The organism is Caulobacter sp. Root1472 (genome assembly GCF_001426985.1).
GTDB classification, from domain to species: domain Bacteria; phylum Pseudomonadota; class Alphaproteobacteria; order Caulobacterales; family Caulobacteraceae; genus Caulobacter; species Caulobacter rhizosphaerae.
The window spans coordinates 75,998-100,985 of sequence record NZ_LMFX01000004.1 but is presented as its reverse complement, the minus strand read 5'-3'; the positions used below and the strand labels follow the sequence as shown (position 1 = coordinate 100,985).

Here is a 24,988-nt window from a genome sequence, read left to right as displayed (position 1 = left end):
CTCGAAGGCTTCCAACGATAAAAGGCGAACGCCGCGACGGCCTGTCGGCCCTCGCGGCGTTTCCTTCCCATGCGACCTGTTTAGCGGGCCGCCGGTTCCCACAAGGAGAGGGGGTGGGCTATTTCTTATCGGTGGTCAGCTTGAAGACCATGACGTTGCTGTACTTCTGGCCCGGATCCAGCCGCACCGGCGCGAAGGCCGGCTTGTTGGGGGCGTCGGGGAAGTGCTGCGGCTCCAAGGCGATGCCGTCGCCCTGGCGATAGATCTTGCCGCTCTTGCTCACCGTCGTGCCGTCGATGAAGTTGCCGGTGTAGAACTGAATGCCGGGCTGGTCGCTGAGGATCTCCAGCACCCGGCCGCTCTTGGGATCGGCCAGGCGCGCCGCCAGACGCGGCGCGCCGCCGGCCTTGCCGGTCAGCACCATGTTGTGGTCGTAGCCGCGGCCGATGACCATCTGCGGGTCGCGGGCGTCGCGGACCCGCTCGCCCACCACGCGCGGCTTGCGGAAGTCGAACGGCGTGCCGGCCACCGGCGTGATCTGGCCCGTGGGGATCAGCTCGGCGTCGACCGGCGTATAGCCATCGGACGCCAGGGTCAGGACATTGCCCATCGCGCCGTCGGCCGAGCCTTCGCCGGCGACATTGAACAGGGCGTGGTTGGTCATGTTGACGATGGTCGGCTTGTCGGTGGTCGCGCCATAGGTGATGGTCAGTTGGTTTTGCTCATCCAGCGCGTAGGTCGCCGTGGCGGTCAGGGTTCCGGGATAGCCTTCCTCGCCGTCGGGGCTGACATAGGTGAAGGTGACCGAGGCGACCGGGCCGCGCTTGACCTCGGCGACCTTCCAGACCTGCTTGTCGAAGCCCTTGACCCCGCCGTGCAGGGCGGCGACGCCGTTGTTGTTCAGGGCCAGCTGGTAGGTCTTGCCGTCCAGGGTGAAGCGGCCCTTGCCGATGCGGTTGGCGAACCGGCCGACCGAGGCGCCGAAATAGCTGGCGTTCTTGGCGTAGGCCTCGGCGTCCTTGAAACCCAGGGCGATGTCGGCCTTGGTTCCGTCGCGGCCGGGCGCGATCAGCGACTGCAGGGTGGCGCCGTAGGTGATCACGGTGGCGCTGACGCCCTTGCCATTGGTCAGGGTGATGGCCTCGACCGCGACGCCGTCGGGCGTCTTGCCGAACGGGGCGCGGGCATAGTCGGCCGCGAAGGCCCCCGCCGGGAGGGCGATGGCGGTGGCGGCCAGGAGGGCGCCGGTCAGTGTGCGGCCTGAAGTCTTCATGGGGTTCCTCGTTCCAACGATCGCGAGCGGCTCTGGATGGCGCTTGGCGATCATATAGTCCGACAATTGGAGCCTGCGCAATCGAAGCGGGGCGGAAAGAGCGAGCCCTCGTTCCGGAAGGGCGCAAACCCATGTGCGGAACGGCTCAAAGGGCTATGGGCCATCCGTCGTCGGTCCATCCCAGGGGCTGAATGCGCAGGGTGGGAACACCGCCTTTGCGGGCGTCGTAGGCGTGATAGACGATGTGGTCACGGCCGTCGTCGCGCAGCACGGCCACGTGGCCTGGCCCTTTGAAGCGCTTGGCCGGATCCAGGTCGGCGTGCAGCACGATGAAGCCGCCGCCCTTCATCATCGGCTTGCCGTCGCGATCGACATAGGGCCCGGCCACGGCCTTCGAACGGCCGACCACGGTATAGTAGGTGCTGTCGGCGCCCCGGCAGCAGAAGTCGAACGAGGCGAACAGATAGAACCAGCCGTCGCGCTCGACGATGCAGGGCGCTTCGATGGCGCTGGGCCGGGGTCGGGCGGCGATCGCCGCCGGGGCCGCGCCGGGGCTGGGCTTGCCGGTCGAAGGATCGATCTCGACCAGCTTGAGACCCGACCAGAAGCTGCCGAAGCTCATCCAGACGCGGCCGTCCGGCGTGGCGACGATGTTGGGATCGATGGCGTTGAAGTCGTCGCTGGGCTTGGAGGCCAATACGACGCCCTCGTCGCGCCAGCCGAAGGCCGGGTCGGACCGGTCCAGGGTCGGCGTGGTCTGGAGGGCGATGGCCGAACGGTTCTTTCCGAACGTCGAGAGGGCGTAATAGAGGTGGTAGCGGCCGTTGATCAGGCTGATGTCCGGCGCCCAGGCGCCCCGCACGCCGGGGACCTCTCCCTGCGCCCAGTCGGGCAGGGTGGGCATGACCGCGCCGATCAGGGTCCAGGTCACCAGGTCAGGCGAGGTGCGCCAATGGATCAGGCCAGGCTTCTGGTTGGCCTGACTGGTGCAGAACAGGTGATAGGTCCCGCCCTGCCGGATGATGCAGGGGTCGTGCACGGGCGACAGGTCGCCGGTCATCCGATCGTTGAGGCGGGCCTCGGCCATGGCCGACGCGGCGACCAGGCTGGCCGTCGAGAGGCTGCCGGCCAGGGCGTGTCTGCGGGTCAGCATCAGGACCTCCGGCGCCGGAAAGCAAGAGACGAGAAGGGGGCGCCCGGCCGAGAGCCCGGCCGGGCGCGGGTTCTACATCTTCCAGCGGAAGCCGATCAGGACCTGGCGGTCGTAGCGACGGGTGTCGCGCGGATACAGGTGCTTGTCGGTGAAGTAGTCCTTGAACTCGGTGTCGAGCAGGTTGACGCCTTCCAGGGTCAGGGTGAGCTTGTCGCCCACCTTGTAGGAGAGGCTGCCGTCCATCTGGGCGGTGTTGTCGGCGATCAGGTCGAAGCCGCTGTTCTCGAAGTTGGGCGTGTCGAGGAAGTGTTGGCGCCAGTTATAGGCCAGGCGACCCGAAATCGGACCTTTTTCATAGAGAACCGCCACGTTGTAGGACCACTTCGACAGGCCGCGGAAGTCGGTCTTCACGCCGGTGACGGCGTTCTCCATCGACCCGTCCATGAAGGTGAGATTGGCCTGCAGGCCAAGGCCGCTCAGCGGTCCGGGCAGGAAGTCGTAGAACTGCTGGTAGCCCAGTTCGACGCCGTCCAGCTTGTCCTTCCCCGAGTTGCTGGGGCGCGTCATGATGTAGGTGGTGCCGTTGATCACTTCGTTGGCCGAGGTGGTCTCGACATAGCCGTCGATGTTGCGGTGGAAATAGGCCAGCGTCAGGAAGCCGTCGGCGGCGAAGTACCATTCCAGCGAGGTGTCCAGGCTGTCGGAGGTCACCGGTTTCAGGTTCGGATTGCCCCCGGAGCCGGAGAGGAAGGTGGTGTTTGACGCCACGGTCGACAGCGAGACGCCCGGATTGAGCTGGGCGAAGTCGGGACGGGTGACCGTGCGGCCCAGCGAGATGCGGCCGATCAGGTCGGGACGCAGGTTGAACTTCAAGTTCGCGCTGGGCAGCAGGTCGACCGACGAGTTCTTCTTGCTGGTCGGCGTATAGGCCAGGATCGGACTGGCGGTGTCGACATTGTTGCCGCCCAGGGTCTGCTCGGTGCGGACCAGGCGCAGGCCCACCACGCCGCTCCACGGCACGCTGCCCAGGTCGCCGCCAATCTTGGATTGTACGTAGCCGGCATAGGTCTTCTCGACGTCCGAGAAGAACATGCCCGGGTCGATCCGCCGCTTGCCGGTGACAGGGTCGTTGCGCAGGGCGAACAGGGCCGCGCTGGTGGCGTTGCGGTCGTACAGCAGCGCCGTCTGGGCCCGGACCTTGTCGGTGTTGTTGAGCAGGTATGAGGCGCTGGGCGTGTACCACTGAGTGGTGACGTAGTCCGGACCGCCGCTGGCCATCTTCTCCGACACGCCGTTCAGGCCCGGCAGGGTGCTGACCGAGGTGTGAGTGAACGGATAGGCCGCGCCGCCGTACGACTGGTTGGATTCGGCGCTGCGGTCGGCGTAACGGAAGCCGGCGCTGATCTCGCGGATGAACTCATCGGAGGGGGCGGTGTAGACGACGTCGGCGCGCCAGTCGACCGAGGTCCCGGTCTGCTTGCCGTAGTTGTCGAACCAGTTCTCGATCGTATAGGCGGCCGGATTGGTGATGTCGTAGCCGGGGCTGTTGTAGTTCAGCTGGGCCGTGCCGCCGTGGCTGGTGTCGACCTGCACGAGCGGCACGATCGTGGAGGTGTCCATGATCGGGTTCTCGTACCGGAAGAACGAGTTGGTCACCGACAGGTCGGTCGACAGCTTGAAGCTGCCCAGTTCCTTGTAGCCGCCGGCCGAGAACTGGTTGGTGTTGGAATGCTGGTCGTTGGCCTGGGTCGACATGATCGTGAAGACGTTATGGTTGGTCAGCGTCTTCAGCTGGTTGGTGCCGGGGAACACGGTGGCCGACAGGTTGCCGTCGCCCAGCCAGGGCAGGCCCACCAGGAAATCCAGTTCGAACACGTTCTTGTAGTCGGTGACGAAGCCTTCGAGGTAGAGCTCGCTGGTGTCGTCCGGGCGCCATTGCAGGGCGAAGTTGGCCGCCTTGCGCTTGCGCTCGCCGGCGATCGGGATGTAGCCCATCACAAAGGGGCCGTTGATCGAGGTCACGCCCGCCGGCAGCGGGTGGGCCGGACTGAACGAGCCGGTGTGGTCGTCGGAGCGGACGTTGAAGGCGCGCTCCTCGTGATAGTCGCGGTCGACGAACGACACCCCGAGCAGCGCGCCGAACTCGCCGGCGCTGGTTTCCCAGCGGTTCGAAGCGGTGGCCCCGAAGTCCGGATTCCAGGCCTTGGCCTTGTCGGAATAGACCCCGTGGCCGAAGGCGTTGAACTGGGCGCCGGCGAAGTCGAACGGCCGGCGGGTGCGGACGTCGATCGATCCGGCGATGCCGCCTTCGATCTGGTCGGCCGCGGCGCTCTTATAGACGTCGACCCGCTGCAGCATGTTGGCCGGAATGTCGGCCAGGGCGATGTAGCGGCCGGTGGTCGTGAACACCTCGCGGCCGTTGAGCAGGGTCACCAGGTTGGGCAGGCCGCGGATCAGCACCGAATTGGCCTCGCCGGAGTCGCGACGGACCTGGATGCCGGTGACCCGCGCCAGGGCGTCGGCGACATTGTTGTCGGGCAGCTTGCCGACGTCCTCGGCGACGATGGAGTCGACGACCAGGTCGTTGTTCCTCTTGATCTGCTGAGCGCTCTGGGCGGCCTGCCGCTGGCCGGTGACGACGATCTCCTCGACCGTCTGGTCGTCCTTCGTCGCCGCGGTCTGCGCCAGGGCCGGCGCGGCGGCCAGCAAGGTCATGGCCGAGGCGGCCGAGATCAGCAGGGCGCGGCGCACGGCGGAGCGCATCGGCTTCTGGATGCCGGTAGTCATGGATTTCCCTCCCAGGTTCATCGTCTCCCCGTCTGCGCGGGGCGTTTCTCGATGACCGTCATCTTGTCTGACAAATAAATTGAGCGCAAGAGGATTGCCTGCGCGTGATCAAAAAAATGAACGACGTTCTTTGTTCCTCAAGGGGCACGATGCACCCGCATAGGGCTCGTTGATTGTTATGATAAATGGCAATAAAGTAATTAAAACAACATGATGAGGTTGGCTCACTGGACGCTATCGCGGCCGCGGCGGGCCCCGGGCTGGGTGCGCGTGGCCGTGGTGTCGTTCGTGAAAAGTGCGCGAACCTTGGTCAGACAAATGATCGAGATTGGCATGGCCGATTCGCGCGGCCGCGGTCTGGAAGCGGCGGCGGCCGGAGGCGCGGCCACCGTCTCGCTGAATCAGCCTCGCGCCAGGCTGATCACGTTCCAGGACTGAGGCTTCAGCGTCGCGGTCAGGCGGCCGGCTTCCAGCCTGGCGGTAGGATTGGCGGCCGGGGAGACGGCGTCCGGCGCGGCCTTGGTGTTGGTTTTCTTCAGGTCCGGATCGTGCAGTTGGGTCGAACCGGCGATCACCAGCCCGTCGGCCAGGCCGCGCAGGTCGACCGACAGCGCCATGTCGTCGGTGACGCTGCGGTTCAGGGCGAACAGGGTGGCCGCGCCGGTGTCGGGATCGCGCACGATCGTCGCCAGCAGGTTGGGGACCTCGCCGTGGGCTTTGGTCGGGAACGTGCCGGTCTCGACCTTCAGCCTCAACACCTCGCCGCGGCCGTGGCGGGCGCAGTCGGCGAACGGGTGGAAGATGGTCTGGCGCCAGGCCGGGCCGTCGGTTTCCGTCATGATCGGGCCGATCACATTGACCAACTGGGCCAGGCAACCGGCCTTCACGCGGTCGGCATTGTTCATCATCACGATCAGGCAGCCGCCCACCACCAAGGCGTCCTCGTGATTATAGACCTCCTCGATCAGCGGCGGGGCCTCGGGCCAGCCAGGCTTTTTCAGGTCGTCGGGGCCGCTGGCCTTGTACCAGACGTTCCATTCGTCCAGCGACAGCATGATCCGTTTCTTGGAGCGGCGCTTGGCCGCCACGGCGTCGGCGATCGCGGCCACCTCGCGGATGAAGTGGTCCAGGTCGTCGATCGTGGCCAGGAACTCGTGGATATCGTCGGCGTCGTTGCGGCAGTAGTGGTGCAGCGAGATGTAGTCGACCTGGTCGAAGCACTGGTCCAGCACTTCGTATTCCCACTTGCCGTAGGTGGGCATGGCTCGCTGGGACGAGCCACAGGCGGTCAGCTCGATGGTGGGATCCACCCACTTCATCACCTTGCCGGTCTCCTGGGCGATGCGGCCATACTCGGCCGAGGTCTTGGCGCAGATCTGCCAGGGACCGTCCATCTCGTTGCCGATGCACCAGAACTTGACCCCGTGCGGCTGCTCGTAGCCGTGCGATCGGCGCAGGTCGGAGTAGTAGGTTCCGCCCGGATGGTTGCAGTATTCCAGGAAGTGACGGGCCTCGTCGGCGCCGCGCGTGCCGACATTGACCGCGAACATCGGCTCCAGCTGCGCCTTGCGGCACCAGGTGATGAACTCGTTGGTCCCGAACTGGTTGGTCTCGGTCGAATGCCAGGCCAGGTCCAGGCGGACGGGGCGCTCTTCCTTGGGCCCGACGCCGTCCTCCCAGTTGTAGCCCGACAGGAAGTTGCCGCCCGGATAGCGGACCAGGGTGACGCCCAGCTCCCTGGTCAGGTCCAGCACGTCCTGGCGAAAGCCCTCGGGCGTGGCGGTGGGGTGGCCGGGCTCGTAGATGCCGCCATAGACGCAGCGGCCCATGTGCTCGACGAAAGTGCCGAAGATCCGGCGGTCCAGCGGCGCCACCACGAAGTCGGCGTCGGCGATGATCTTGGCGGTCAGCATGGCGGACTCGTAAGGCTAGAGAAGGTGGAACAGCAGGTCGTTGACGCGTCGCTCGGCGTCGGCGAGGGCGGTGTCGATCGGCTTGCGGCCGGTGATGGCGCTGGCCATCTCGTCGCCGATGATGTCCTGGATGGCGAACTGGCGCTGGACCTGGGGCGGCAGGGTCTGGCCGATGGTCGCCAGCGGCGCGATGGCCTGGCGATGGGGCAGGGCCTTGAAGCGGGGGCTGTCGATCACCGCTTGCATGGCCGGCAGGTGGCCGGTGCGCGACCAGTCGTAGTCGTGGTCGGCCAGGAACCGCACCAGGCGATAGACGGCGACGCGCTGGGCCGGCGTGCGCTCGCGGTGCGGCACGACCCAGGCGTGGCCGTCGACATAGGCCGCATCGCGGGTCCCGAACAGCCGCGGATAGGGCATGACCGCGTAGCCGTTCGACAGCGGCCGGCCCGGCGTATGCGATTCCGCCTGGAACGTGCCGATCATCCAGGTGCCGACCAGATAGACCCCGCCGTCGCCGTTCATGAAACCGCTAGTGGCGGCCGGATAGTCCTGGTCCTTGGTCGTCAGGTTCTCGTCGTACATCTGCTTGAGCAGCGCCACGATCCGATGGGCTTCCGGCGTTGTCAGCTTGATGTGCTTGGGATCGGGAAAGAACGCCGCGTCCTGGGTCATCAGCCAAGTGTAGAGGTTGCGGGTGTAGCTGGCCGTCTCGTTGGCCATGGCCTGGACCAGATAGGGCCTGCCCGTGGCCGCCTTGAACTGGCGGGCCTGGATCAACAGCTCGTCGGCGCTGGTCGGCAGGATCGGCTGGCCGTCCCGGACCAGCCCCGCCTGGCGGAACTGGTTCAGGTTGACATGCCAGAGCGGCGCCCAGTTGTCGAAGGGCAGGCCCCAGACCTGGCCGTTCTTGGTCACCCCCTCGCGGGCGGCGCGGGTGAAGGCGGCGGGATCGACGCCGACGCTTTCCAGCCCAGGGCCCATCGGTTCGATCAGGCCCCGCGACTGGTAGTCCGAGATCGCTGACATGTGCATGGTCACCAGGTCGGGCGGATCGCCGGCCGCGAACTGGGCCGACAGCTGGTCGTAGCCGGGCCAGGCGGCGATGTTGACCTTCAGCCGGATGTCGGGGTTCTCGCGCTGGAACTGATCCAGCAGGCCGGTGATGATCTCGCACTCGCCGTCGGGATTGCGCGCCCCGGCTCCGGCCGAGCGGCACTCGCCGAAGATGCGCTGGACGGTGATCTGGGTGATGTCCGCCTGTTTCGCGCAACTGGTCAGGACCAGGGCCATAGCGGCCAGGGCAAGGACGCGAAGACGGCTCATCGCACCGCCGCTCCCGACACCGCCCGCACGATGTACTTCTGGAAGAACACATAGACGACCAGGATCGGCGCGCTGGCGAACACCGCCTGGGCCATCAGAAAGCCCAGGCCGCTGGTCTGGGCGAAGTTGATCTGCGAACTGGCGACGCCGACGGTCAGGGTGAACATTTCGCTGCGCGTCGCCGAGATCAGCGGCCACCAGTAGTCGTTCCACGACGACAGGAAGGTGAAGATGCCCAGGGTCGCCTGGGCCGGCAGGGTCAGGGGCAGGAGCACCTTCCAGAACACCTGCCGGCGGCTGGCGCCGTCCAGCATCGCCGCCTCGTCCAGCTCGGCGGGAATGGCCTTGAAGTACTGGGTCATCAGGAAGACCCCGAACGGCGCGGCCAGGCCGGGCAGCACCAGGCCGGGGTAGGTGTTGTGCAGGTGCAGGGCGGAAAACAGCTGGTGACGGGTGATGATCACCGACTGCTCGGGCACGGCCAGGCCGAATAATACGAGGGCGAACAGCCACTTGCGGCCCGGGAACTCCAGCCGGGCGAAGCCGTAGCCGGCCAGGGACGACAGCACCAGGACGCCGGCGGTCGTGCACAGCGAAACCACCAGGCTGTTGGCCAGCCAGCGGAAGACCGCGGGGCGGGCCAGGATCGAGCCATAGTTCTCCAGCGTGTAGGGCGCGCGAAACACCGAGGCGGTGTCGCGCAGCAGCTCGCCGTTGGCCTTCAGGGACAGGCCCACGGTCCATAGCAGCGGCAGGACCATGACCACGGCCGCCAGGGTCAGGGCGGCCCAGCCGACGCGGTCGATCCAGGGGTTGCGCCCGGCGGCGCGGTCCAGGGCGCTCATCGGCTCGCCGCCTTGTCGCGGGTGGTGACGTACTGGAGGATCGTGGCGACCAGGATCAGGCCGAACAGGATCTCCGAGGCGGCGGCGGCGTAGCCGATGTCCCAGCGCCGGAAGCCGACCTCGTAGATGAACAGCACGATCGGCCGCGAGGCGCCGTTGGGACCGCCCTGGGTCAAGAGCTGGGCCTGGCCGAACAGCTGGAACTGCAGCACGCACTGGATGATCACCACCAGCACGATGGTCCGGCGGATCGAGGGCAGGGTGACGCGGGTCAGCGTCTTCCACGGCCCGGCCCGGTCAAGGGCGGCGGCTTCATAGAGTTCGGCTGGAACCTGCTGCAGGGCGGCCAGGTACAGCATCATCGGCAGGCCCAGGCACCACCAGACGGTGGTCAGGGCGATGGCGGGCAGCACCAGGTCCGGGTGGCTGAGCAGGGGAAGCGGCGGCCGGCCGACCGCGTGCATCAGGTTGGCGATCAGACCGCCGTCGGGGATCAGAACGAGCCGCCAGATCAGGGTGACGATGGTCACCGACAGCACCGACGAGCTGAAGAACACGCCCCGGAAGATGGCCGCCGCGCGGGTGGGGCGGTTCAAGGCTATGGCCAGGCCCAGCGCGATCACCGCCAGCGGCGGAACGGTCAGCAGCACGAAGAGGAAGGTGTTGCGCACCGCCTGCAGGAAGACCGTGTCGCGCAGCAGCCGGCTGAAGTTCTCGATGCCGACGAACGCCTCGCCGCCGAACAGGTCGGCCTTGTGCAGGCTCAGCCAGACGCCGGCCAGCAGCGGGTAGAGCAGCAAGGCCAGGTAGACGAGCAGGTAGGGCCCGACAAACAGGCCGTTGGTCCAGCGGCTCTTGCGCGACGAGGCGGCGGTCATGGCTGGCCGCCGATCGGCGATGGGCCGTAGTGGGCGCGGTCGTCGGCGTCGAACAGGTGCCTGGCGCCGTCGAGGGCCAGGCCGACCCGGTCGCCCATGGCCGCGCGACTGGCCCCGACGTCCTCGGCGGTGATCGTCGCGCCGTCGGCCAGGCGCAGATAGACCAGGGTGCGGTCGCCCAGGCGCTCGACGAACTCGACCTGGGCGTCGACCAGGCCGGCGCCCGGCGCCACGACCTTCACCCCTTCGGCGCGCAAGCCCAGGCGCCAGGTCGGGCTGGTCGGCAGGGCCGCGAGGGGGACGTCGGTGTCGAGGCTCGCGCCGCCGGGCAGGGTCGCGCGGGCCAGTCCATCCACGCCGGCGTCCAGGGTGACGTCCAGGAAGCTCATCGGGGGCGAGCCGACGAAGGTGGCCACGAAGCGGTTGGCGGGCCGGGCGTAGATCTCCATCGGAGTCCCGACCTGCTGGATCCGGCGGTCGCTCATCACCACGATGCGGTCGGCCAGGGTCATGGCCTCGACCTGGTCATGGGTGACCAGGATCATCGTCGCCTGCACCCGGCGGCGCAGCTGGGCCAGCTCCAGTCGGGTGCGCATGCGCAGGGCGGCGTCGAGGTTGGACAGCGGCTCGTCGAACAGGAACAGGTCGGGTTTCTTGACGATGGCCCGGCCGATGGCGACGCGCTGGCGCTGGCCGCCCGACAGCTGGCCGGGCTTGGATTTCAGGAACCGCTCGATCTCCAGGATCCGGGCGGCTTCGGCCACGCGCGCTTCGATCTCGGCTTTCGGAACCTTCGCGTTGCGCAGGCCGAACGCCATGTTCTCGAAGATCGTCATGTGCGGATAGAGGGCGTAGTGCTGGAACACCATGGCCACGCCGCGGTCGCCCGGCGGCAGGGGATCGACCCGTCGCTCGCCGATGTGGATCTGGCCGGTCTCCACTGTCTCCAGCCCGGCGATCATCCGGAGCAGCGTGGACTTGCCGCAGCCCGAGGGGCCGAGGAAGGCGATGAATTCGCCGGGCGCGATGTCGAGGCGGATGTCGTCGAGCACGGCCACGGAACCGAAGCTCTTGCTCAGATGGTCAAGCCGCACGCGCGCCACGGTCTGCTCCCCCCGGACGGCTCGGCGGCCCGCAAGGCGGAAGGATGGCGTGAAGCCGCCGTCTCCTCCCGATCACGCGGCGCCGAGCGCCTTTGTTTCCGCTCGCCTTGGTGGCGCGCTGGTCTGATTATTTACTCAGACAAAAGCGGGATAACGTTGAATCCTGGATGGCGCAAGATGAAATGTGAGTGGGGATAGTTGGCGAAAGGCGGGCAAACCGGAGCTGTGCCGACGCGCGTTATTGTCCGACTATATGGCCTGCCCGTCGGAGCTCAGCTTTAACGACGGGGACGAGCGCAAGCGCCCGTCCCCTTTGCCGAGAGGCGGCCTACAGCACCCCGTCGATGGCCCGCCGAACGCCCAGCGGGTTGTCGGCCTTCAGCGCGGCCGGCAGCAGGGCGTCGGGGATGTCCTGGTAGCAGACCGGACGCAGGAAGCGCTCGATGGCGCGCGTGCCCACCGACGTGCTGCGCGGGTCGGACGTCGCCGGGAACGGACCGCCGTGGACCATGGCGTGCGAGACCTCGACGCCGGTCGGCCAGCCATTGGCCAGGACACGGCCCGCCTTGCGCTCCAGGATCGGCAGCAGCGGCCGGGCGGCCTCGACGTCGGCCGGGTCCATCTGCAGGGTGGCGGTCAGCTGGCCCTCCAGGCTTTCCAGGACCGTCGCCAGCTGGGCGGCGTCCTTGACGCGTACGATCAGCGAGGACGAACCGAACACCTCGTGGCTCAGCACCTCGTCGCGCTGGAAGGTCTCTGCGTCGACGCTGAACAGCGCGCCAACGGCCTGGTTGACGCCGTCGCCGACGCAGCCGCGCGCCAGCAGCTTGACGCCGTCGCGGTCGAGCAGTTGGTTCACGCCCTGCTCATAGGCGCCGAAGATGCCGGGGGTCAGCATGACGTGCGGCGGGGCCACGGTCAGGGCGGCGACGGCGGCGGCCTCGAAGCGGTCGAGATCGGGACCTTCGAGCGCGAAGATCAGGCCGGGATTGGTGCAGAACTGGCCCGCGCCCATGGTCAGCGAACCAACGAACGCCGTCCCCAGGGCCTCGGCCCGGGCGGCCAGGGCGGCCGGCATCAGCACCACGGGGTTGATGCTGCTCATCTCGGCGAAGACCGGGATCGGCTCGCGGCGTTCGGCGGCGATGCGCATGAAGGCCACGCCGCCGGCCCGCGAGCCGGTGAAGCCCACGGCCTTGACGCGCGGATCGGCGACCAGGCCGGCGCCCAGGGTGCGCTGCTGGCCGATCAGGATGGAGAACACGCCGGCGGGCAGGCCGGCGGTCTTGATCGCCTTGTCGATCGCGCTGCCGACCATGGCGCCGGTGTTCGGATGGGCCGAGTGGCCCTTGACGATCACCGGGCAGCCGGCCGCCAGGGCCGAAGCGGTGTCGCCGCCGCCGGTCGAGAAGGCCAGCGGGAAGTTGCTGGCGCCGAACACCACCACGGGGCCCAGCGGGATGAAGCGCTGGCGCAGGTCGGCGCGGGGCAGGGGCGTACGCTCGGGCAGGGCCGGGTCGATGCGCGCGCCGATCCAGTCGCCGCGCCGCACGACCTGGGCGAACAGCCGCAACTGGCCGCAGGTGCGGCCGCGCTCGCCGGTGATGCGGGCCTGGGGCAGGCCGGTCTCGGCCATGGCGGTCTGGATCAGCTCGTCGCCCAGCGCCTCGATCTCAGCGGCGATAGCCTCGAGGAAGGCCGCGCGGGTCTCAAGATCCGTCTCGCGATAGATGTCGAACGCGGCGGCCGCGGCGGCGCAGGCCGCCTCGATCTGGGCGGCGCTGGGCTCCGGGAAGCTGGGACCGAAATGTTCGTTGGTGGCGGGGTTCAGGGCCCGCAAATCAGCTTTCGGAGCGGCTTCGGCCATGTCGTTCTTTCTCTACTCGATGAACGCCGGGGCGACGACCCGTCGGCCCAGCAGGAAGGCGTCGGCGACGTGACGCAGCGGACTGACGTCGACGTCGCTGGCGGCGTCGGCCACCAGACGCGCGAAGGCGTCGTAGAGGCCGGCATATTCAGCGTCCGGGCCCTCATGGAGCAGTTCGCCGTCGATGAACAGCTTGGCGCCGCCATGCGACAGCTTCAACACGCCGGCGTCGGTTTCGACCGCGATGTCCCAGCTCTGCGGGCCCGTCTGCAGGAAGTCGAACTCCGCCCGGACCGGCGCGCCGGCCGCGTCCACGAAGTCCAGCTCGGCCTGGATCGGCGACTGGCAGTTCTCGGGCACGTGCAGCACCGCGCCGGTCAGGAAGAACGGCCGGGGCAGGATGGCGGTGGCGATCGACAGGGCGTTGATGCCCGGGTCGAACACGCCCAGGCCGCCGGCCTCCCAGATCCAGGTCTGACCCGGGTGCCAGACGCGGACGTCCTCGCGCCAGTCGATCCGCACGGCCTTGATGGCCTTGTCGGCCAGCCAGGCCCGGGCCGGCGCGACGCCCTGGGCGTAGCGCGAGTGCCAGGTGGTCTGCAGGGTCAGGCCGCGGGCGGCGGCGGTCAGGCGCAGGTCCTCGACCTCGCTCAGCGTCGCGCCGGGAGGCTTTTCCAGCATCACGTGCTTGCCGGCCGCCAGGGCCAGGTGGGCCAGCGGGTGGCGCGGCTGGGGCGGGGTGCACAGCGACACCGCGTCGACCGCCACGTCGCTGGCCAGCAGGTCGGCCAGGGTCGTGAAGTGGGCGACGCCCTCCAGGTCGGCGTTGCGGCTGACGATGGCGACCAGCTCGAACCGGTCGTCGGCGGCGATGGCGGGCAGGTGCTGGTCGCGGGCGATCTTGCCCAGGCCAACGAGAGCCAGGCGGATCTTGCTCACAGGCTGCGCACCGTCACCGGCTTGTCCTCGGCCAGGGCCAGGGGACTGCTGACCGGGTGGAGGAACGGGGCGGCGCTGATCTCGAACACGTCGCCGACCTGCGTCTGGAAGCCCTCCGAGAACGACAGGGTGGCCGTGCCGAAGAAGTGCACGTGCACGTCGCCGGGCTTGCGGAAGATGTCGTACTTGAAGTGGTGGTGCTCGAGATTGGCGATCGTGTGGGACATGTTCGCCTCGCCCGACAGGAAGGGCTTCTCCCAGACCACCTGGCCGCCGCGCAGGATCTTGCTGGCCCCGCGCACGTCGGCCGGCAGGTCGCCGGTCAGCAGTTCGGGGCCCAGGGCCGCCTGGCGCAGCTTGGAGTGGGCCAGCCACAGATAGTTGCCGCGCTCGATCACGTGGTCGGAGAACTCGTTGGCCAGGCAGAAGCCCAGCCGATACGGCGCGCCATCGGGGCCGATCAGGTAGACGCCGGCGATCTCCGGCTCCTCGCCGCCGTCCTGGGCGAAGGCGGGCGAGGTGAGCGGTGCGCCGTGGCCGACGACGTGCGAGCCGTCGCCCTTGTAGAACCATTCCGGCTGGGCCCCGACGGCGCCGGCGGCGGGCTTTCCGCCCTCGACGCCCATCAGGAACATCCGCATCGAATCGGTCAGCTGCTCGCCCGCCTGCGCGGCCTTGTGCATCTTGTCACGGCCCTCGGCCGAGCCCAGGTGGGTCAGGCCAGTGCCGGTCAGCACCAGGTGGGCGGGATCGGGATGGTCGATCGGGGCCAGCACCCGGCCCTCGGCCAGGGCGGCGGGGATGTCGACCTCGGCGCCGAGCGGGTGGGCCTGGGCGGCCTCGGCCAGGGTGGCGCCGGCGGCCAGAGCCGCCTGGGCCAGGGCCAGCAGGGTGTCGGCCACCTCGACCTTACGGGCCAGGCCCGAATCGTTGACCGCCGCGAGGATTCGCGCCCCGTCCTTTTCCTTCAGTTGCACGAACCGCAGCACCATGGCTGTCGTTACCTCCCAGCGGGTTTGGCTATTTAGTCAGACAAATAGCGATCTGTCGGACGGTGTCAAACCCGGATCGACGGGGTTGTCGCCACGGTCATCGCCGGGTTGGGCGCTGTGATAGCACGGGAACCGGCGCAAACCCGCGCCACGTCGGGGTTTGGCAATCATCGTACTTTTGAGCGTGTAATTTGGCTGCGGGTTCGGTGGCCGCCTGCGAAATCCCTTGTCGTCGCATGAACAGTCTCGTTAGTGTCCGCTGCGCCGGATAGGCGGACGGACGGGGGCTCCGTCCGTCGACGGGCAGGGAGTGAAGCGCGCGTGCGGAAGAAGAAGGACAAGGCTGGGGACGGGGAGTTCGCGCGCGACGGGCTGGCCAATAGCCGGATTCACGGCTCGATCGCCCGCACCCTGGGCGTGGCCATCGTCTCAGGCCAATACGCGCCTGGCGACATCCTCAACAACGAGATCGACTCCAGCGAACAACTGCACGTTTCGCGCAGCGCCTATCGCGAAGCCATCCGCATCCTGGCCGCCAAGGGGCTGGTCGAGAGCCGTCCCAAGACCGGCACCCGCGTCACCGAGCGCAACCGCTGGAGCCTGCTGGACCCCGAGGTGCTGGCCTGGTTCTTCGAATCCGAGCCCAGCGAGGAGTTCCTCAAGGGGCTGTACGAACTGCGAATGATCGTCGAGCCCGCGGCCGCGGCCCTGGCCGCCGAGCGTCGCAACGACAGCCAGCTGGAGCGCATGCGCAAGGCGCTGATCCAGATGGAGAGCCAGACCCTGGCCACCGACGCGGGCCAGGCCGCAGACCGCGACTTCCACGACACCGTGCTGGAGGCGACGGGCAACGCCCCGCTGTTCACCCTGTCCAGCAGCATCGGCGCGGCGGTGCGCTGGACCACGATCTTCAAGCAGCGCAAGCGCGAGTTGCCGCGCGACCCGATGCCCGACCACTGGAAGGTGTTCGACGCCATCGCCGCCGCCCGGCCCGACCAGGCGCGACAGGCGATGGAAAAGCTGGTCGGTCTGGCCCTGGAAGACACCCGGGCGGCGATCGAGCCGAAGGACTGAGCCGGAGACCTCCGATGAGTTTCGATTTCCCGTCGTCGCGGCGCGCGGTGATGGCTGGCGCCGGTGCGGCGGTGCTGGGCGGCGTCGTCGCGCCGTCCGCGGCTAGCGCCCAGGCCAAAGGCTCCAGCGAGGTCGCTCGCAATCCGCTGGTGCGACAACGGGCCGACGCCCAGGTGTTCCGCCACCGCGACGGCGACTACTACATGACCGCCTCGGTTCCCGAATATGACCGGCTGGTCCTGCGCCGCGCCCGCACCCTGGCCGGTCTGGCGACCGCGCAGGAGGCGGTGATCTGGCGACGCCCTGCCCAGGGCAAGCTAGGCGGCTATATCTGGGCGCCGGAACTGCACCAGATCGACGGACGCTGGCACATGTATTTCGCGGCCGGCGATGCGGGCGAGCCGTTCCACATCCGCACCTACGTCCTGCGCTGCCTGGACCGCGACGCCCTGACCGGCCGCTGGGAGCTGTTGGGCCAACTGCAGACGCCGTGGGACACCTTCACGCTGGACTCCACCGTCTTCAGCCACCGCGGCGTGCGCTATCTGTGCTGGGCGCAGCAGGAGCCCGGGATCGCGACGAACAGCAACCTGTACCTGGCGCCTCTGGCGACACCGACCACCCTGGCCTGCCCGCCGGTCCGCCTGACCGTCCCGACCCTGCCGTGGGAGATCGAGGGCTACAAGGTCAACGAGGCCCCGGCCTTCCTGGCGCGCAACGGCCGGGTGTTCATCGCCTATTCGGCCAGCGCCACCGACGCTCGCTACTGCCTGGGCCTGCTGATGGCGAACGCCGACGCCGACCTGATGTCGGCGGACGCCTGGAGCAAATCCCAGGTTCCGGTCTTCGTCTCGTCGGAGGAGACCGGCGTCTACGGGCCGGGCCACAATTCCTTCACCGTCGACGAGCAGGGTCGCGACGTGCTGGTCTTCCACGGCCGCGACTATAAGACCATCCAGGGCGACCCGCTGTTCGATCCGAACCGCCACACCCGGGTGCAGCGGCTCTACTACCATCCGGACGGCGCGCCCGACTTCGGCGTGCCCGTCGGGGCTGGCGAGATCCCCGACCGATTCGCGCCGTTGGATCGGCCGGGCGCTTATCTTCGCCTGGACGGGACGCGGCTGACCGTCGGCGACGGCCCGCTGGCGACCACGCAGTTCCGCCAGAAGGCCGGGGCCGCCGGCGCGGTGGTCCTGGAGCCGATTCTCAAGCCGGGCCAAGGGCTGCAGGCCACGGCGGATGGTGGAGTGGTGCTGGCTCCCGCGCTGCGGGACCCGACGCGGAGCGGCTTTCGCAAGGTTCGCGGACTGGCCGGGCGAGGGGTTTCGTTCGCAGCCCTGGCGCCGGGCGGGGGCTATCTGCGCCACCGCGACGGCGCGATCGTGGTCGGGCCGGCCAAGGACGCCCGCGACAGGGCCAGCGCGACCTTCATCGTCAGCTGAATCAGCCGAAGGGGACCTGCTCGGCGCTCTCTCCAGCGCCGCCACGCCGGAAGCCGTGGGAATCGGCGTCCGTGTTTTCCCCGAAGGCTGAAGCGCTGCGGCCAAACCTCGCCGGAAAGGCGCCGTACGCGGCATGCGCCGGTCCGTGACGAACGGATTTTTTCGTATCCCCAAAGGCTTCCCGTCAATCTATCGTCGGACAACTGCCAGCGAACGATTTCCTTATCCGTTCAATTAGAAGACCCGGTTTCTTGCGGGTGCGGGGCAGCGCAGCTCTCACATTGACGCCGCGTCTCGAGCGGTATAGTCAGACAAATGAACAGGAGTGAAACGAGCGGGATGTCGGTCGCTCCGCCCGGGTGGCGGACAATCCTCCTGACGTCCCGTCAAGCCCTCCCGCCGTCGCCGACCCAAGGCCCCCTCTCCCAGCAGGGGCCGCCTTATCAAGGACTGTCATGAGCTCTGCCGCCGTTCCGCCCCGCGCCCTTCGTTCGCGCGCCTGGTTCGACAATCCCGACAACGCGGACATGACGGCGCTGTACCTTGAGCGCTACCTGAACTTCGGCCTGTCGCTGGAAGAACTGCAGTCGGGCAAGCCGATCATCGGCATCGCCCAGACCGGCAGCGACCTGTCGCCCTGCAACCGTCATCACTTGGTGCTGGCCGAGCGGATCCGTGAAGGCATCCGCACCGCCGGCGGCATCGCCCTGGAATTTCCGGTCCACCCGATCCAGGAAACCGGCAAGCGTCCGACCGCGGGCCTGGACCGCAACCTGTCCTATCTGGGCCTGGTCGAGACCCTGTACGGCTATCCGATCGACGGCGTGGTCCTGACCATCGGCTGCGACAAGACGACGCCCGCCTGCCTGATGGCCGCCGCGACGGTCAACATCCCGGCCATCGCCCTGTCGGTGGGGCCGATGCTGAACGGCTGGCACAAGGGCCAGCGGACGGGCTCGGGCACCATCGTCTGGAAGGCCCGCGAGATGCTGGCGGCCGGTGAAATCGATCGCGCCGGCTTCATCAAGCTGGTGGCCAGCTCGGCCCCGTCGACCGGCTATTGCAACACCATGGGCACGGCCACGACCATGAACTCGCTGACGGAAGCGCTGGGCATGTCGCTGACCGGCTCGGCCGCCATCCCCGCGCCTTACCGCGACCGGCAGCAGAACGCCTATGAGACCGGCCTGCGGATCGTCGAGCTGGTGGAACAGGACATCAAGCCGTCCGACATCCTGACCCGCGACGCCTTCCTGAACGCCATCGTCGTCAATTCGGCGATCGGCGGCTCGACCAACGCCCCCATTCACCTGAACGGCCTGGCCCGCCACATGGGCGTGGAGCTCTCGGTCGACGACTGGCAGACCTACGGCGAGGAGGTGCCGCTGCTGGTCAACCTGCAGCCGGCCGGTGAATATCTCGGCGAGGACTACTACCACGCCGGCGGCGTGCCCGCCGTCGTCAACCAGCTGATGGGCCAGGGGCTGATCCGCGAGGACGCCCTGACCGTTTCGGGCAAGACCATCGGCGAGGCCTGCCGCGGCGCGACCATCGAGGACGAGGCGGTGATCCGTCCGTTCGACAAGCCGCTGGTCGAGCGCGCCGGCTTCGTGGTCATGCGCGGCAACCTGTTCAATTCGGCGATCATGAAGACCAGCGTGATCACCAAGGAATTCCGCGACCGCTACCTGTCGGACCCGAACGATCCGGACGCCTTCGACGGCGAGGCCGTGGTGTTCGACGGCCCCGAGGACTACCACCACCGGATCGACGATCCGGCGCTGGGCATCACCGAGCGCAGCGTGCTGTTCATGCGCGGGGCCGGGCCGATCGGCTATCCCGGCGCGGCCGAGGTCGTGAACATGCGGGCCCCCGACTACCTGATCAAGCGCGGGATCCATCAGCTGCCGTGCATCGGCGACGGGCGCCAGTCGGGCACGTCCGGCTCGCCCTCGATCCTCAACGCCTCGCCCGAGGCGGCGGCCGGCGGCGGCCTGGCCCTGCTGAAGACCGGCGACCGCGTGCGGGTGGACCTGCGCAAGTCGCGGGTCGACGTGCTGGTCACGCCCGAAGAGATCGTCGCGCGGCGCAAGGCGCTCGAGGCGGCCGGCGGCTACGCCTATCCGGAAAGCCAGACGCCCTGGCAGGAGATCCAGCGGGCCATCGTCGGCCAGATGGAGACCGGGGCGGTGCTGGAGCCGGCGGTCAAATACCAGCGCATCGCCCAGACCAAGGGCCTGCCGCGCGACAACCACTGAGCCAATCCACCGAAGACAAGCGCCGACCAACGGCGACCCTAGGGAGAATATCGTGAAGCTGACCACGCTGAAGCACGCGCTCGTCGCGGGCCTTGCCACTGCTGCGCTGGCGACGGCCGGAGCCGCCCTCGCCCAAACCGCTGTCACCGGCGCCCTGCGCGCCGACCAGCCCGGCGCGGTGATCCAGCCGGAAGTCTACGGCCAGTTCGCCGAGCACCTGGGCCGGGGCATCTATGAGGGCGTGTGGGTTGGGGAGGACAGCAAGATCCCCAACACCAAGGGCTATCGCAACGACGTGGTCGCGGCCCTGAAGCAGATCCACGTGCCCGTGGTCCGCTGGCCGGGCGGCTGCTTCGCCGATGACTATCACTGGCGCGAGGGGATCGGCCCGCGCGACAAGCGCCCGACCAAGGTCAATGTGATGTGGGGCGGCGTCGAGGAGCCCAACAGCTTCGGCACCAACGAGTTCATGGACTTCGCCGAACTGATCGGCGCCAAGACCTATGTCGCCGGCAATGTCGGCAGCGGCACGCCGCAGGAAATGGCCGAGTGGGTCGAGTACATGGTCTCGCCGACCAAGTCGACGATCGCCAACCAGCGCCGCGCCAACGGCCGCGACAAGCCCTGGAAGCTCGACTTCTTCGGGGTCGGCAACGAGAACTGGGGCTGCGGCGGCCAGATGACGGCGGCCCACTACACCAATCTCTATCGCAACTTCGCTGAGTTCGTGCGCGTGCCGGCCGGGACCAACACCGTCAAAGTGGCCAGCGGCCCCAACGCCGAAGACTACGCCTGGACCGAGACCCTGATGGCCGGCGCGGCCAACAACATGAACGCGTTGAGCCTGCACTACTACACGATCCCCACCGGCAGCTGGAAGGACAAGGGCTCGGCGACGGAGTTCAATGAGCAGCTGTGGGCCGACACCATGGTCTCGACCATGAGGATGGAAGAGCTTGTCACCAAGCACAGCGCCATCATGGACAAGTACGATCCCGAGAAGAAGGTCGGGCTCTATGTCGACGAATGGGGCATCTGGCACAATGTCGAGCCGGGCACCAACCCAGGCTTCCTCTACCAGCAGAACACCATGCGCGACGCGGTGGTGGCCGGCGTGAACCTGAACATCTTCCACAAGCACGCCGACCGGGTGCGGCTGACCGCCATCGCCCAGATGGTCAACGTGCTGCAGGCGATGATCCTAACCGACAAGGAAAAGATGGTCCTGACCCCGACCTACTGGGTCTACGACCTCTACAAGCCGTTCCAGGGCGCGACCTCGCTGCCGCTGGAGATCAGCAGCCCGAACTACACGCTAGGCAAGTCCAGCGTCCCGGCGGTCAGCGCCTCGGCGGCCCGGGACACGGCGGGCGTGGTGCACCTGGCGCTGGTCAACGTGGATCCGAACAAGTCGGCGACCGTGACGATCAAGCTCACGGGCGTGGCCGGCAAGGCGGCCAAGGGCCGGGTGCTGACGGCCTCGACCATGGCGGCCCACAACACCTTTGACGCGCCCAACCTCGTCAAGCCGGCGGCCTTTACCAACGCCTCGATCAAGGGCGACGTGCTGACCGCGACCCTGCCGAGCAAGTCGGTGGTGGTGCTGGACCTCAACTAGGGTCGAGACCGAGCCGGGGACATGCCCATGGGCATGTCCCCGGCTTGCGCCATGACTGTTCCGGCCAAGGCCGGGCGGGCTCCGCGGATCCGGACAGGGATCCGCGGAGCCCTTGGCGTTTCTTCCGAGGCGTAAGGCTGGAGCGAAATGGGCTATGGTCGCTGCGCTCTAAACAGCCTGAGGAGGAAATGGCGATGAAGACGTTCCTGGCCCTCTACATGGGGTCCGACGCGCCCGTGGATCCAAGCTCGCTGGACCCGTCCACCATCGACAAGGGCATGGCCGCCTGGGGCCAGTGGATGACCGATCACGCCGGCCAGGTCCTCGTGACCGGCGGGCCGCTGGGCAAGACCAAGAAGACGGGCAAGGACGGTGTAAGCGACATCCGCAACAAGGTCGCCGGCTACGTCGTCGTGCAGGCGGAGTCGCACGAGGCGGCGGCGCAGCTGTTCGAGAACCATCCCCACTTCGCGATCTTCCCGGGGGACTCGGTGGAGATCATGGAGCAGCTGCCGATCCCGGGGCAGGAGTAGTTTCGAGCCGTCATCCCGGTCTGAACGCCAAGGCCGGGACGACGGCTCGGCGGATGGCTAACCGCGCCCCCACAGCCGCTCGAACTTCCACCCGGTCAGGTTCTCGACGATGGCCTTCGACTCCGGGCTCTCGGCCTGGGTCTCGCCGGCCCGCAGACGCTCGACCTCGTGGATCAGCACTTCGTGGGTGCGGGCGTTGAGGCGGAACGACCAGGAAACCACCAGGCCCCACAGCATGACCAGGATCGGGCCGCCGACCATCACCAGCACCACGGCGCGTACGGCTTCCGGAGTCTGGACCACCGCGACGCCGGGATGGGCCTTGTCGGCCGAGACATAGCCGCCCAGACCGATCAGCGAGGTGGTCACGACGATGGCCCCAGACTGGGCGATCTTGCGCACGAAGGTCATCACCCCGGCGAAGATGCCCTCGCGGCGCTGGCCGGTCACGGCCTCGTCGACATCAGGCAGGTAGTTGTAGACGCTCCAGGGCACGAAGTTCAGCGTCCCGCGTCCCAGACCCGCCAGGACGATCGGGACGAACAGCCAGAACGCCACCATCGGATTGAAGGCGGCGCTGGTCGGGATGAAGGCCGCGAACGTGTCGCCGCCGAGGGCCGCCAAGCCCTCGGCGAAGCCGGCCGGCCGGATCAGGTAGAAGGTCAGGAACAGCAGCAGGGCCGCGCCAACGAAGCTGATGGCCATGCGATAGGCGGCGGTCGGCCCGGTGCGGATGACCACGTTGATGGCGATCATCACCGAGACCAGCTGGGCGACGTACATGGTGGTCATCAGCTGCGAGATCACCAGGGTCGCGCCCATCATCACCGTCGCCACGAACAGGGGAAAGGCGGTGTTGAAGATGTCTTGGCTGATGTAGCCGCCCAGATAGAGGCTGAGGTGCTGGCGGAAGGCCTTGATGCGCAGGGTCGAGAACAGGTCGCGGAACATGTTGACCGGGATCAGCGCCGCCCGCTTCCAGTCCATCGGCTCGGGCTGGATCAGCTTTTCCGCCTCGGTATAGGGCCGCTCCCAGGTCAGCAGGACGACCAGAAGCACCACCAGGCTGAACAGGACGCCGAAGATCGCCGCCATGATCAGGAAGGTGCCGGGCGAGTCCTTGCCGCCGAAATGGCTGATGATCAGGGTTGGCAGGTAGGAGGCCAGGATCGCCGAGCTCTGGGCGACCAGCATCCGCGCGCCGGCGAACTTGGCCTTCTTGCCGTAGTCCTTGGTCATCTCCGCCGCGAGGGTTTCCCACGGGATCAGGAACATCGTGTAGAGGAACTCGAAGAAGACGAAGGTGGTCAGGTAGTAGGCGAACGTCTGGCCGGTGACGAAGATCAGGGCGAAGCTGGGCAGCAGCGGGATGGTCAGGATCAGGAAGATCTTGCGCCGGCCGATCTTCCGCCCGACCCAGGTGTGGCGCAGGTTGTCGGAGATGTAGCCGATCAGCGGGCAGGTGATCGCTTCAAGCAGGCGCGGCAGGCCCAGGATCAGGCCGGTCTCGACCGGCGACAGGCCGCAGAAGGTGATGAAGAAATAGGCCAGCCAGCCGGTGATCACCGCCTGGGCGCCGGCCCCCAGCATGTCGCCGGAACCCCAGCCCCAGTAGTTGATCCAGGTGGGTGTGCGGAGTTCCGGCGTCGCCATCTGCGTGTCATTCCCTTGGAGGCGAGGGCTTGGCGCCCCTTGTTCGTTGTTCGGCGGCTGGGGCGAAAACCTCGTCCTTCGACAAGCTCAGGATGAGGTTTTCTATTGCCGGAATCTGGGCTCTGGTCCTCATCCTGAGCTTGTCGAAGGATGAGGGCCACGCACCGAGTTGGAGCCTTAGATAAACGCGCGCTGGAACTCGCCCAGGGCCAGGATGGCCAGGGACTGGCCGTACGGCATCGAGGTCAGGGGGATGTCCTTGTAGCCCTGCAGGGTGTCGAACACCGGGGTCCCGAACGACACCTGCTGCAGTTCGCCCTTATCGTCGATATTGGCCAGCACGCCCTTCAGCGCCTTGATCCCCATCTCCTGATACTCGCGGCCGATGTAGCGCTTGCGCACGGCCTTCAGCACGCCGTAGGCGAAACCGGCCGTGGCCGAGGCCTCCAGGTACGAGGTCTTGTCGTCGACCAGGGTGTGCCACAGGCCGGTCTCGGCGTCCTGGTAGCGGGCCAGGGCCTTGATCTGGGCTTCCAGGGTGTCGATCAGGAAGTCGCGCAGCGCGTCGCCGGGCTTCAGGTCCAAGAGCTCGATGAACTCCGGGATGGCGATCGTCACCCAGCAGTTGCCGCGGGCCCACAGGGCGTCGGCGAAGTTATGCCGGCCCTCGAAGGTCCAGCCATGGAACCACATGCCGGTCTTGCGGTCGGCCAGGTACTTGATGTGCACCATGAACTGGCGCTTGGCCTCTTCGACGAAGTCGTCGCGGCCTAGCAAGAGGCCGATCTTGGCCAGGGGCAGGACGCTCATCATCAGCGTATCGTCCCACAGCTGCTGGGGGTTCTCGCTGTTGAAGACGATGTGCTGGAAGCCGCCTTCCTCGGTGCGCGGACCCTCGTACATCACGTAGTCGGCCCAGGTTTCGAGGTAGGGCAGGTAGGTGTGGTCGCCGGTGGCCTCGTACAGGTAGGCCAGGGTCAGGAACGGCGAGACGGTGTTGATGTTCTTGGTCGGGGTGCCGGCCTCGAAGCGGTCGGCGAACCACTGCGTCATGATCTCGAAAGCCCGCGGGTCGGCGGTCATCTCGTACTGCTTCCACAGGCCGTACAGGCCCACGCCGTGGGTCCATTCCCAGTCGTTCCAGCCCTTGGTGTCGATGACACGGCCATCGTCCAGGCGCAGCAGGAACTCGCCGGTCTCGTCCTGGATGTCGACCAGGTTGCTGATCAGCAGGGCGATCTTGGCCTTGATGTCCTTGGCCTCGAGGCCGTGGGCGAGATTGGGCACGATAGTCTCCTTGGAAGTCTTTTCAGGCGCAGACGGGGGAGCGTCCG

General features: G+C 67.6%; 18 protein-coding genes. 5 read left to right on the top strand and 13 right to left on the bottom strand.

The genetic code is table 11. The features are described from left to right. Positions 1 to 118 precede the first annotated feature (118 nt). The 11 genes from ASD47_RS04775 to araD1 all read right to left on the bottom strand — a co-directional run bounded on the left by ASD47_RS04775 (position 119) and on the right by araD1 (position 15,073). Complete coding sequence (locus tag ASD47_RS04775) at positions 119 to 1,273, bottom strand: aldose epimerase family protein (protein WP_056752404.1); 1,155 nt, start codon at positions 1,271 to 1,273, stop codon at positions 119 to 121. 145 nt (positions 1,274 to 1,418) lie between these two features. After that, positions 1,419 to 2,426, bottom strand: a complete 1,008-nt coding sequence (locus tag ASD47_RS04770; RefSeq protein ID WP_056752402.1) for an arabinan endo-1,5-alpha-L-arabinosidase — start codon at positions 2,424 to 2,426, stop codon at positions 1,419 to 1,421. Positions 2,427 to 2,498: 72 nt separating this feature from the next. Beyond that, the gene (locus tag ASD47_RS04765) at positions 2,499 to 5,213 is read right to left on the bottom strand and encodes a TonB-dependent receptor (RefSeq protein ID WP_056752400.1); all 2,715 of its coding nucleotides are present in this window, start codon (positions 5,211 to 5,213) and stop codon (positions 2,499 to 2,501) included. Positions 5,214 to 5,614: 401 nt separating this feature from the next. Beyond that, positions 5,615 to 7,126: an alpha-N-arabinofuranosidase gene (locus ASD47_RS04760; protein WP_056752396.1), complete on the bottom strand. Its 1,512-nt coding sequence runs from the start codon at positions 7,124 to 7,126 to the stop codon at positions 5,615 to 5,617. A 15-nt stretch (positions 7,127 to 7,141) separates the two neighbouring features. After that, on the bottom strand, positions 7,142 to 8,449 hold the full coding sequence (locus ASD47_RS04755) for an extracellular solute-binding protein (RefSeq protein ID WP_056752393.1): 1,308 nt from the start codon (positions 8,447 to 8,449) through the stop codon (positions 7,142 to 7,144). Next, positions 8,446 to 9,294 carry a carbohydrate ABC transporter permease gene (locus ASD47_RS04750; protein WP_056752390.1) on the bottom strand — a complete coding sequence of 283 codons (849 nt, stop codon included), beginning with the start codon at positions 9,292 to 9,294 and terminating at the stop codon, positions 8,446 to 8,448. The genes ASD47_RS04755 and ASD47_RS04750 overlap by 4 nt, the downstream gene beginning before the upstream one ends. Beyond that, positions 9,291 to 10,172 (bottom strand): carbohydrate ABC transporter permease, encoded by an 882-nt coding sequence (locus ASD47_RS04745; RefSeq protein ID WP_056752389.1) that lies wholly within the window; start codon positions 10,170 to 10,172, stop codon positions 9,291 to 9,293. Before ASD47_RS04745 ends, ASD47_RS04750 begins: the two co-directional genes overlap by 4 nt. Beyond that, positions 10,169 to 11,275, bottom strand: a complete 1,107-nt coding sequence (locus tag ASD47_RS04740; RefSeq protein ID WP_056752386.1) for an ABC transporter ATP-binding protein — start codon at positions 11,273 to 11,275, stop codon at positions 10,169 to 10,171. The genes ASD47_RS04745 and ASD47_RS04740 overlap by 4 nt, the downstream gene beginning before the upstream one ends. A gap of 328 nt (positions 11,276 to 11,603) precedes the next feature. Continuing rightward, on the bottom strand, positions 11,604 to 13,142 hold the full coding sequence (locus tag ASD47_RS04735) for an aldehyde dehydrogenase (NADP(+)) (RefSeq protein WP_056752383.1): 1,539 nt from the start codon (positions 13,140 to 13,142) through the stop codon (positions 11,604 to 11,606). 12 nt (positions 13,143 to 13,154) lie between these two features. Next, a complete protein-coding gene (locus ASD47_RS04730; protein WP_056752378.1) occupies positions 13,155 to 14,081 on the bottom strand; it encodes a Gfo/Idh/MocA family protein in 927 nt (308 codons plus the stop codon). After that, the gene (gene araD1 / locus ASD47_RS04725; protein WP_056752374.1) at positions 14,078 to 15,073 is read right to left on the bottom strand and encodes an AraD1 family protein; all 996 of its coding nucleotides are present in this window, start codon (positions 15,071 to 15,073) and stop codon (positions 14,078 to 14,080) included. Before araD1 ends, ASD47_RS04730 begins: the two co-directional genes overlap by 4 nt. A gap of 321 nt (positions 15,074 to 15,394) precedes the next feature. Between araD1 and ASD47_RS04720 the strand changes: the two genes are divergently transcribed. The 5 genes from ASD47_RS04720 to ASD47_RS04700 all read left to right on the top strand — a co-directional run bounded on the left by ASD47_RS04720 (position 15,395) and on the right by ASD47_RS04700 (position 22,001). Continuing rightward, on the top strand, positions 15,395 to 16,147 hold the full coding sequence (locus ASD47_RS04720) for a FadR/GntR family transcriptional regulator (protein ID WP_056752370.1): 753 nt from the start codon (positions 15,395 to 15,397) through the stop codon (positions 16,145 to 16,147). A 14-nt stretch (positions 16,148 to 16,161) separates the two neighbouring features. Further along, positions 16,162 to 17,592, top strand: coding sequence for a family 43 glycosylhydrolase (locus ASD47_RS04715; protein ID WP_082564460.1), 1,431 nt, complete (start codon positions 16,162 to 16,164; stop codon positions 17,590 to 17,592). A 455-nt stretch (positions 17,593 to 18,047) separates the two neighbouring features. Beyond that, a complete protein-coding gene (locus ASD47_RS04710; RefSeq protein ID WP_056752367.1) occupies positions 18,048 to 19,850 on the top strand; it encodes an IlvD/Edd family dehydratase in 1,803 nt (600 codons plus the stop codon). A gap of 52 nt (positions 19,851 to 19,902) precedes the next feature. Next, on the top strand, positions 19,903 to 21,468 hold the full coding sequence (locus tag ASD47_RS04705) for an alpha-N-arabinofuranosidase (RefSeq protein ID WP_082564459.1): 1,566 nt from the start codon (positions 19,903 to 19,905) through the stop codon (positions 21,466 to 21,468). Positions 21,469 to 21,662: 194 nt separating this feature from the next. After that, positions 21,663 to 22,001, top strand: coding sequence for a hypothetical protein (locus ASD47_RS04700; RefSeq protein ID WP_230983925.1), 339 nt, complete (start codon positions 21,663 to 21,665; stop codon positions 21,999 to 22,001). Between the two features lie 57 nt (positions 22,002 to 22,058). Here the strand turns inward: ASD47_RS04700 and ASD47_RS04695 are convergent, their stop codons facing one another. Both ASD47_RS04695 and ASD47_RS04690 read right to left on the bottom strand, forming a co-directional pair. Continuing rightward, the gene (locus ASD47_RS04695) at positions 22,059 to 23,654 is read right to left on the bottom strand and encodes an MFS transporter (protein WP_056752361.1); all 1,596 of its coding nucleotides are present in this window, start codon (positions 23,652 to 23,654) and stop codon (positions 22,059 to 22,061) included. Between the two features lie 177 nt (positions 23,655 to 23,831). Further along, a complete protein-coding gene (locus ASD47_RS04690) occupies positions 23,832 to 24,941 on the bottom strand; it encodes a glycoside hydrolase family 105 protein (protein WP_056752357.1) in 1,110 nt (369 codons plus the stop codon). Between the last annotated feature and the right edge of the window lie 47 nt (positions 24,942 to 24,988).

Excerpts from the sequence above, each read along its gene's own strand:
- ASD47_RS04700 (WP_230983925.1), top strand. The coding sequence starts at position 21,663 with ATGAAGACGTTCCTGGCCCTCTACATGGGGTCCGACGCGCCCGTGGAT.
- ASD47_RS04745 (WP_056752389.1), bottom strand. The coding sequence starts at position 10,172 with ATGACCGCCGCCTCGTCGCGCAAGAGCCGCTGGACCAACGGCCTGTTT.
- ASD47_RS04735 (WP_056752383.1), bottom strand. The coding sequence starts at position 13,142 with ATGGCCGAAGCCGCTCCGAAAGCTGATTTGCGGGCCCTGAACCCCGCC.
- ASD47_RS04710 (WP_056752367.1), top strand. The coding sequence starts at position 18,048 with ATGAGCTCTGCCGCCGTTCCGCCCCGCGCCCTTCGTTCGCGCGCCTGG.
- ASD47_RS04770 (WP_056752402.1), bottom strand. The coding sequence starts at position 2,426 with ATGCTGACCCGCAGACACGCCCTGGCCGGCAGCCTCTCGACGGCCAGC.
- ASD47_RS04715 (WP_082564460.1), top strand. The coding sequence starts at position 16,162 with ATGAGTTTCGATTTCCCGTCGTCGCGGCGCGCGGTGATGGCTGGCGCC.
- ASD47_RS04750 (WP_056752390.1), bottom strand. The coding sequence starts at position 9,294 with ATGAGCGCCCTGGACCGCGCCGCCGGGCGCAACCCCTGGATCGACCGC.
- ASD47_RS04755 (WP_056752393.1), bottom strand. The coding sequence starts at position 8,449 with ATGAGCCGTCTTCGCGTCCTTGCCCTGGCCGCTATGGCCCTGGTCCTG.
- ASD47_RS04760 (WP_056752396.1), bottom strand. The coding sequence starts at position 7,126 with ATGCTGACCGCCAAGATCATCGCCGACGCCGACTTCGTGGTGGCGCCG.
- ASD47_RS04765 (WP_056752400.1), bottom strand. The coding sequence starts at position 5,213 with ATGACTACCGGCATCCAGAAGCCGATGCGCTCCGCCGTGCGCCGCGCC.
- ASD47_RS04695 (WP_056752361.1), bottom strand. The coding sequence starts at position 23,654 with ATGGCGACGCCGGAACTCCGCACACCCACCTGGATCAACTACTGGGGC.
- ASD47_RS04775 (WP_056752404.1), bottom strand. The coding sequence starts at position 1,273 with ATGAAGACTTCAGGCCGCACACTGACCGGCGCCCTCCTGGCCGCCACC.
- araD1 (WP_056752374.1), bottom strand. The coding sequence starts at position 15,073 with ATGGTGCTGCGGTTCGTGCAACTGAAGGAAAAGGACGGGGCGCGAATC.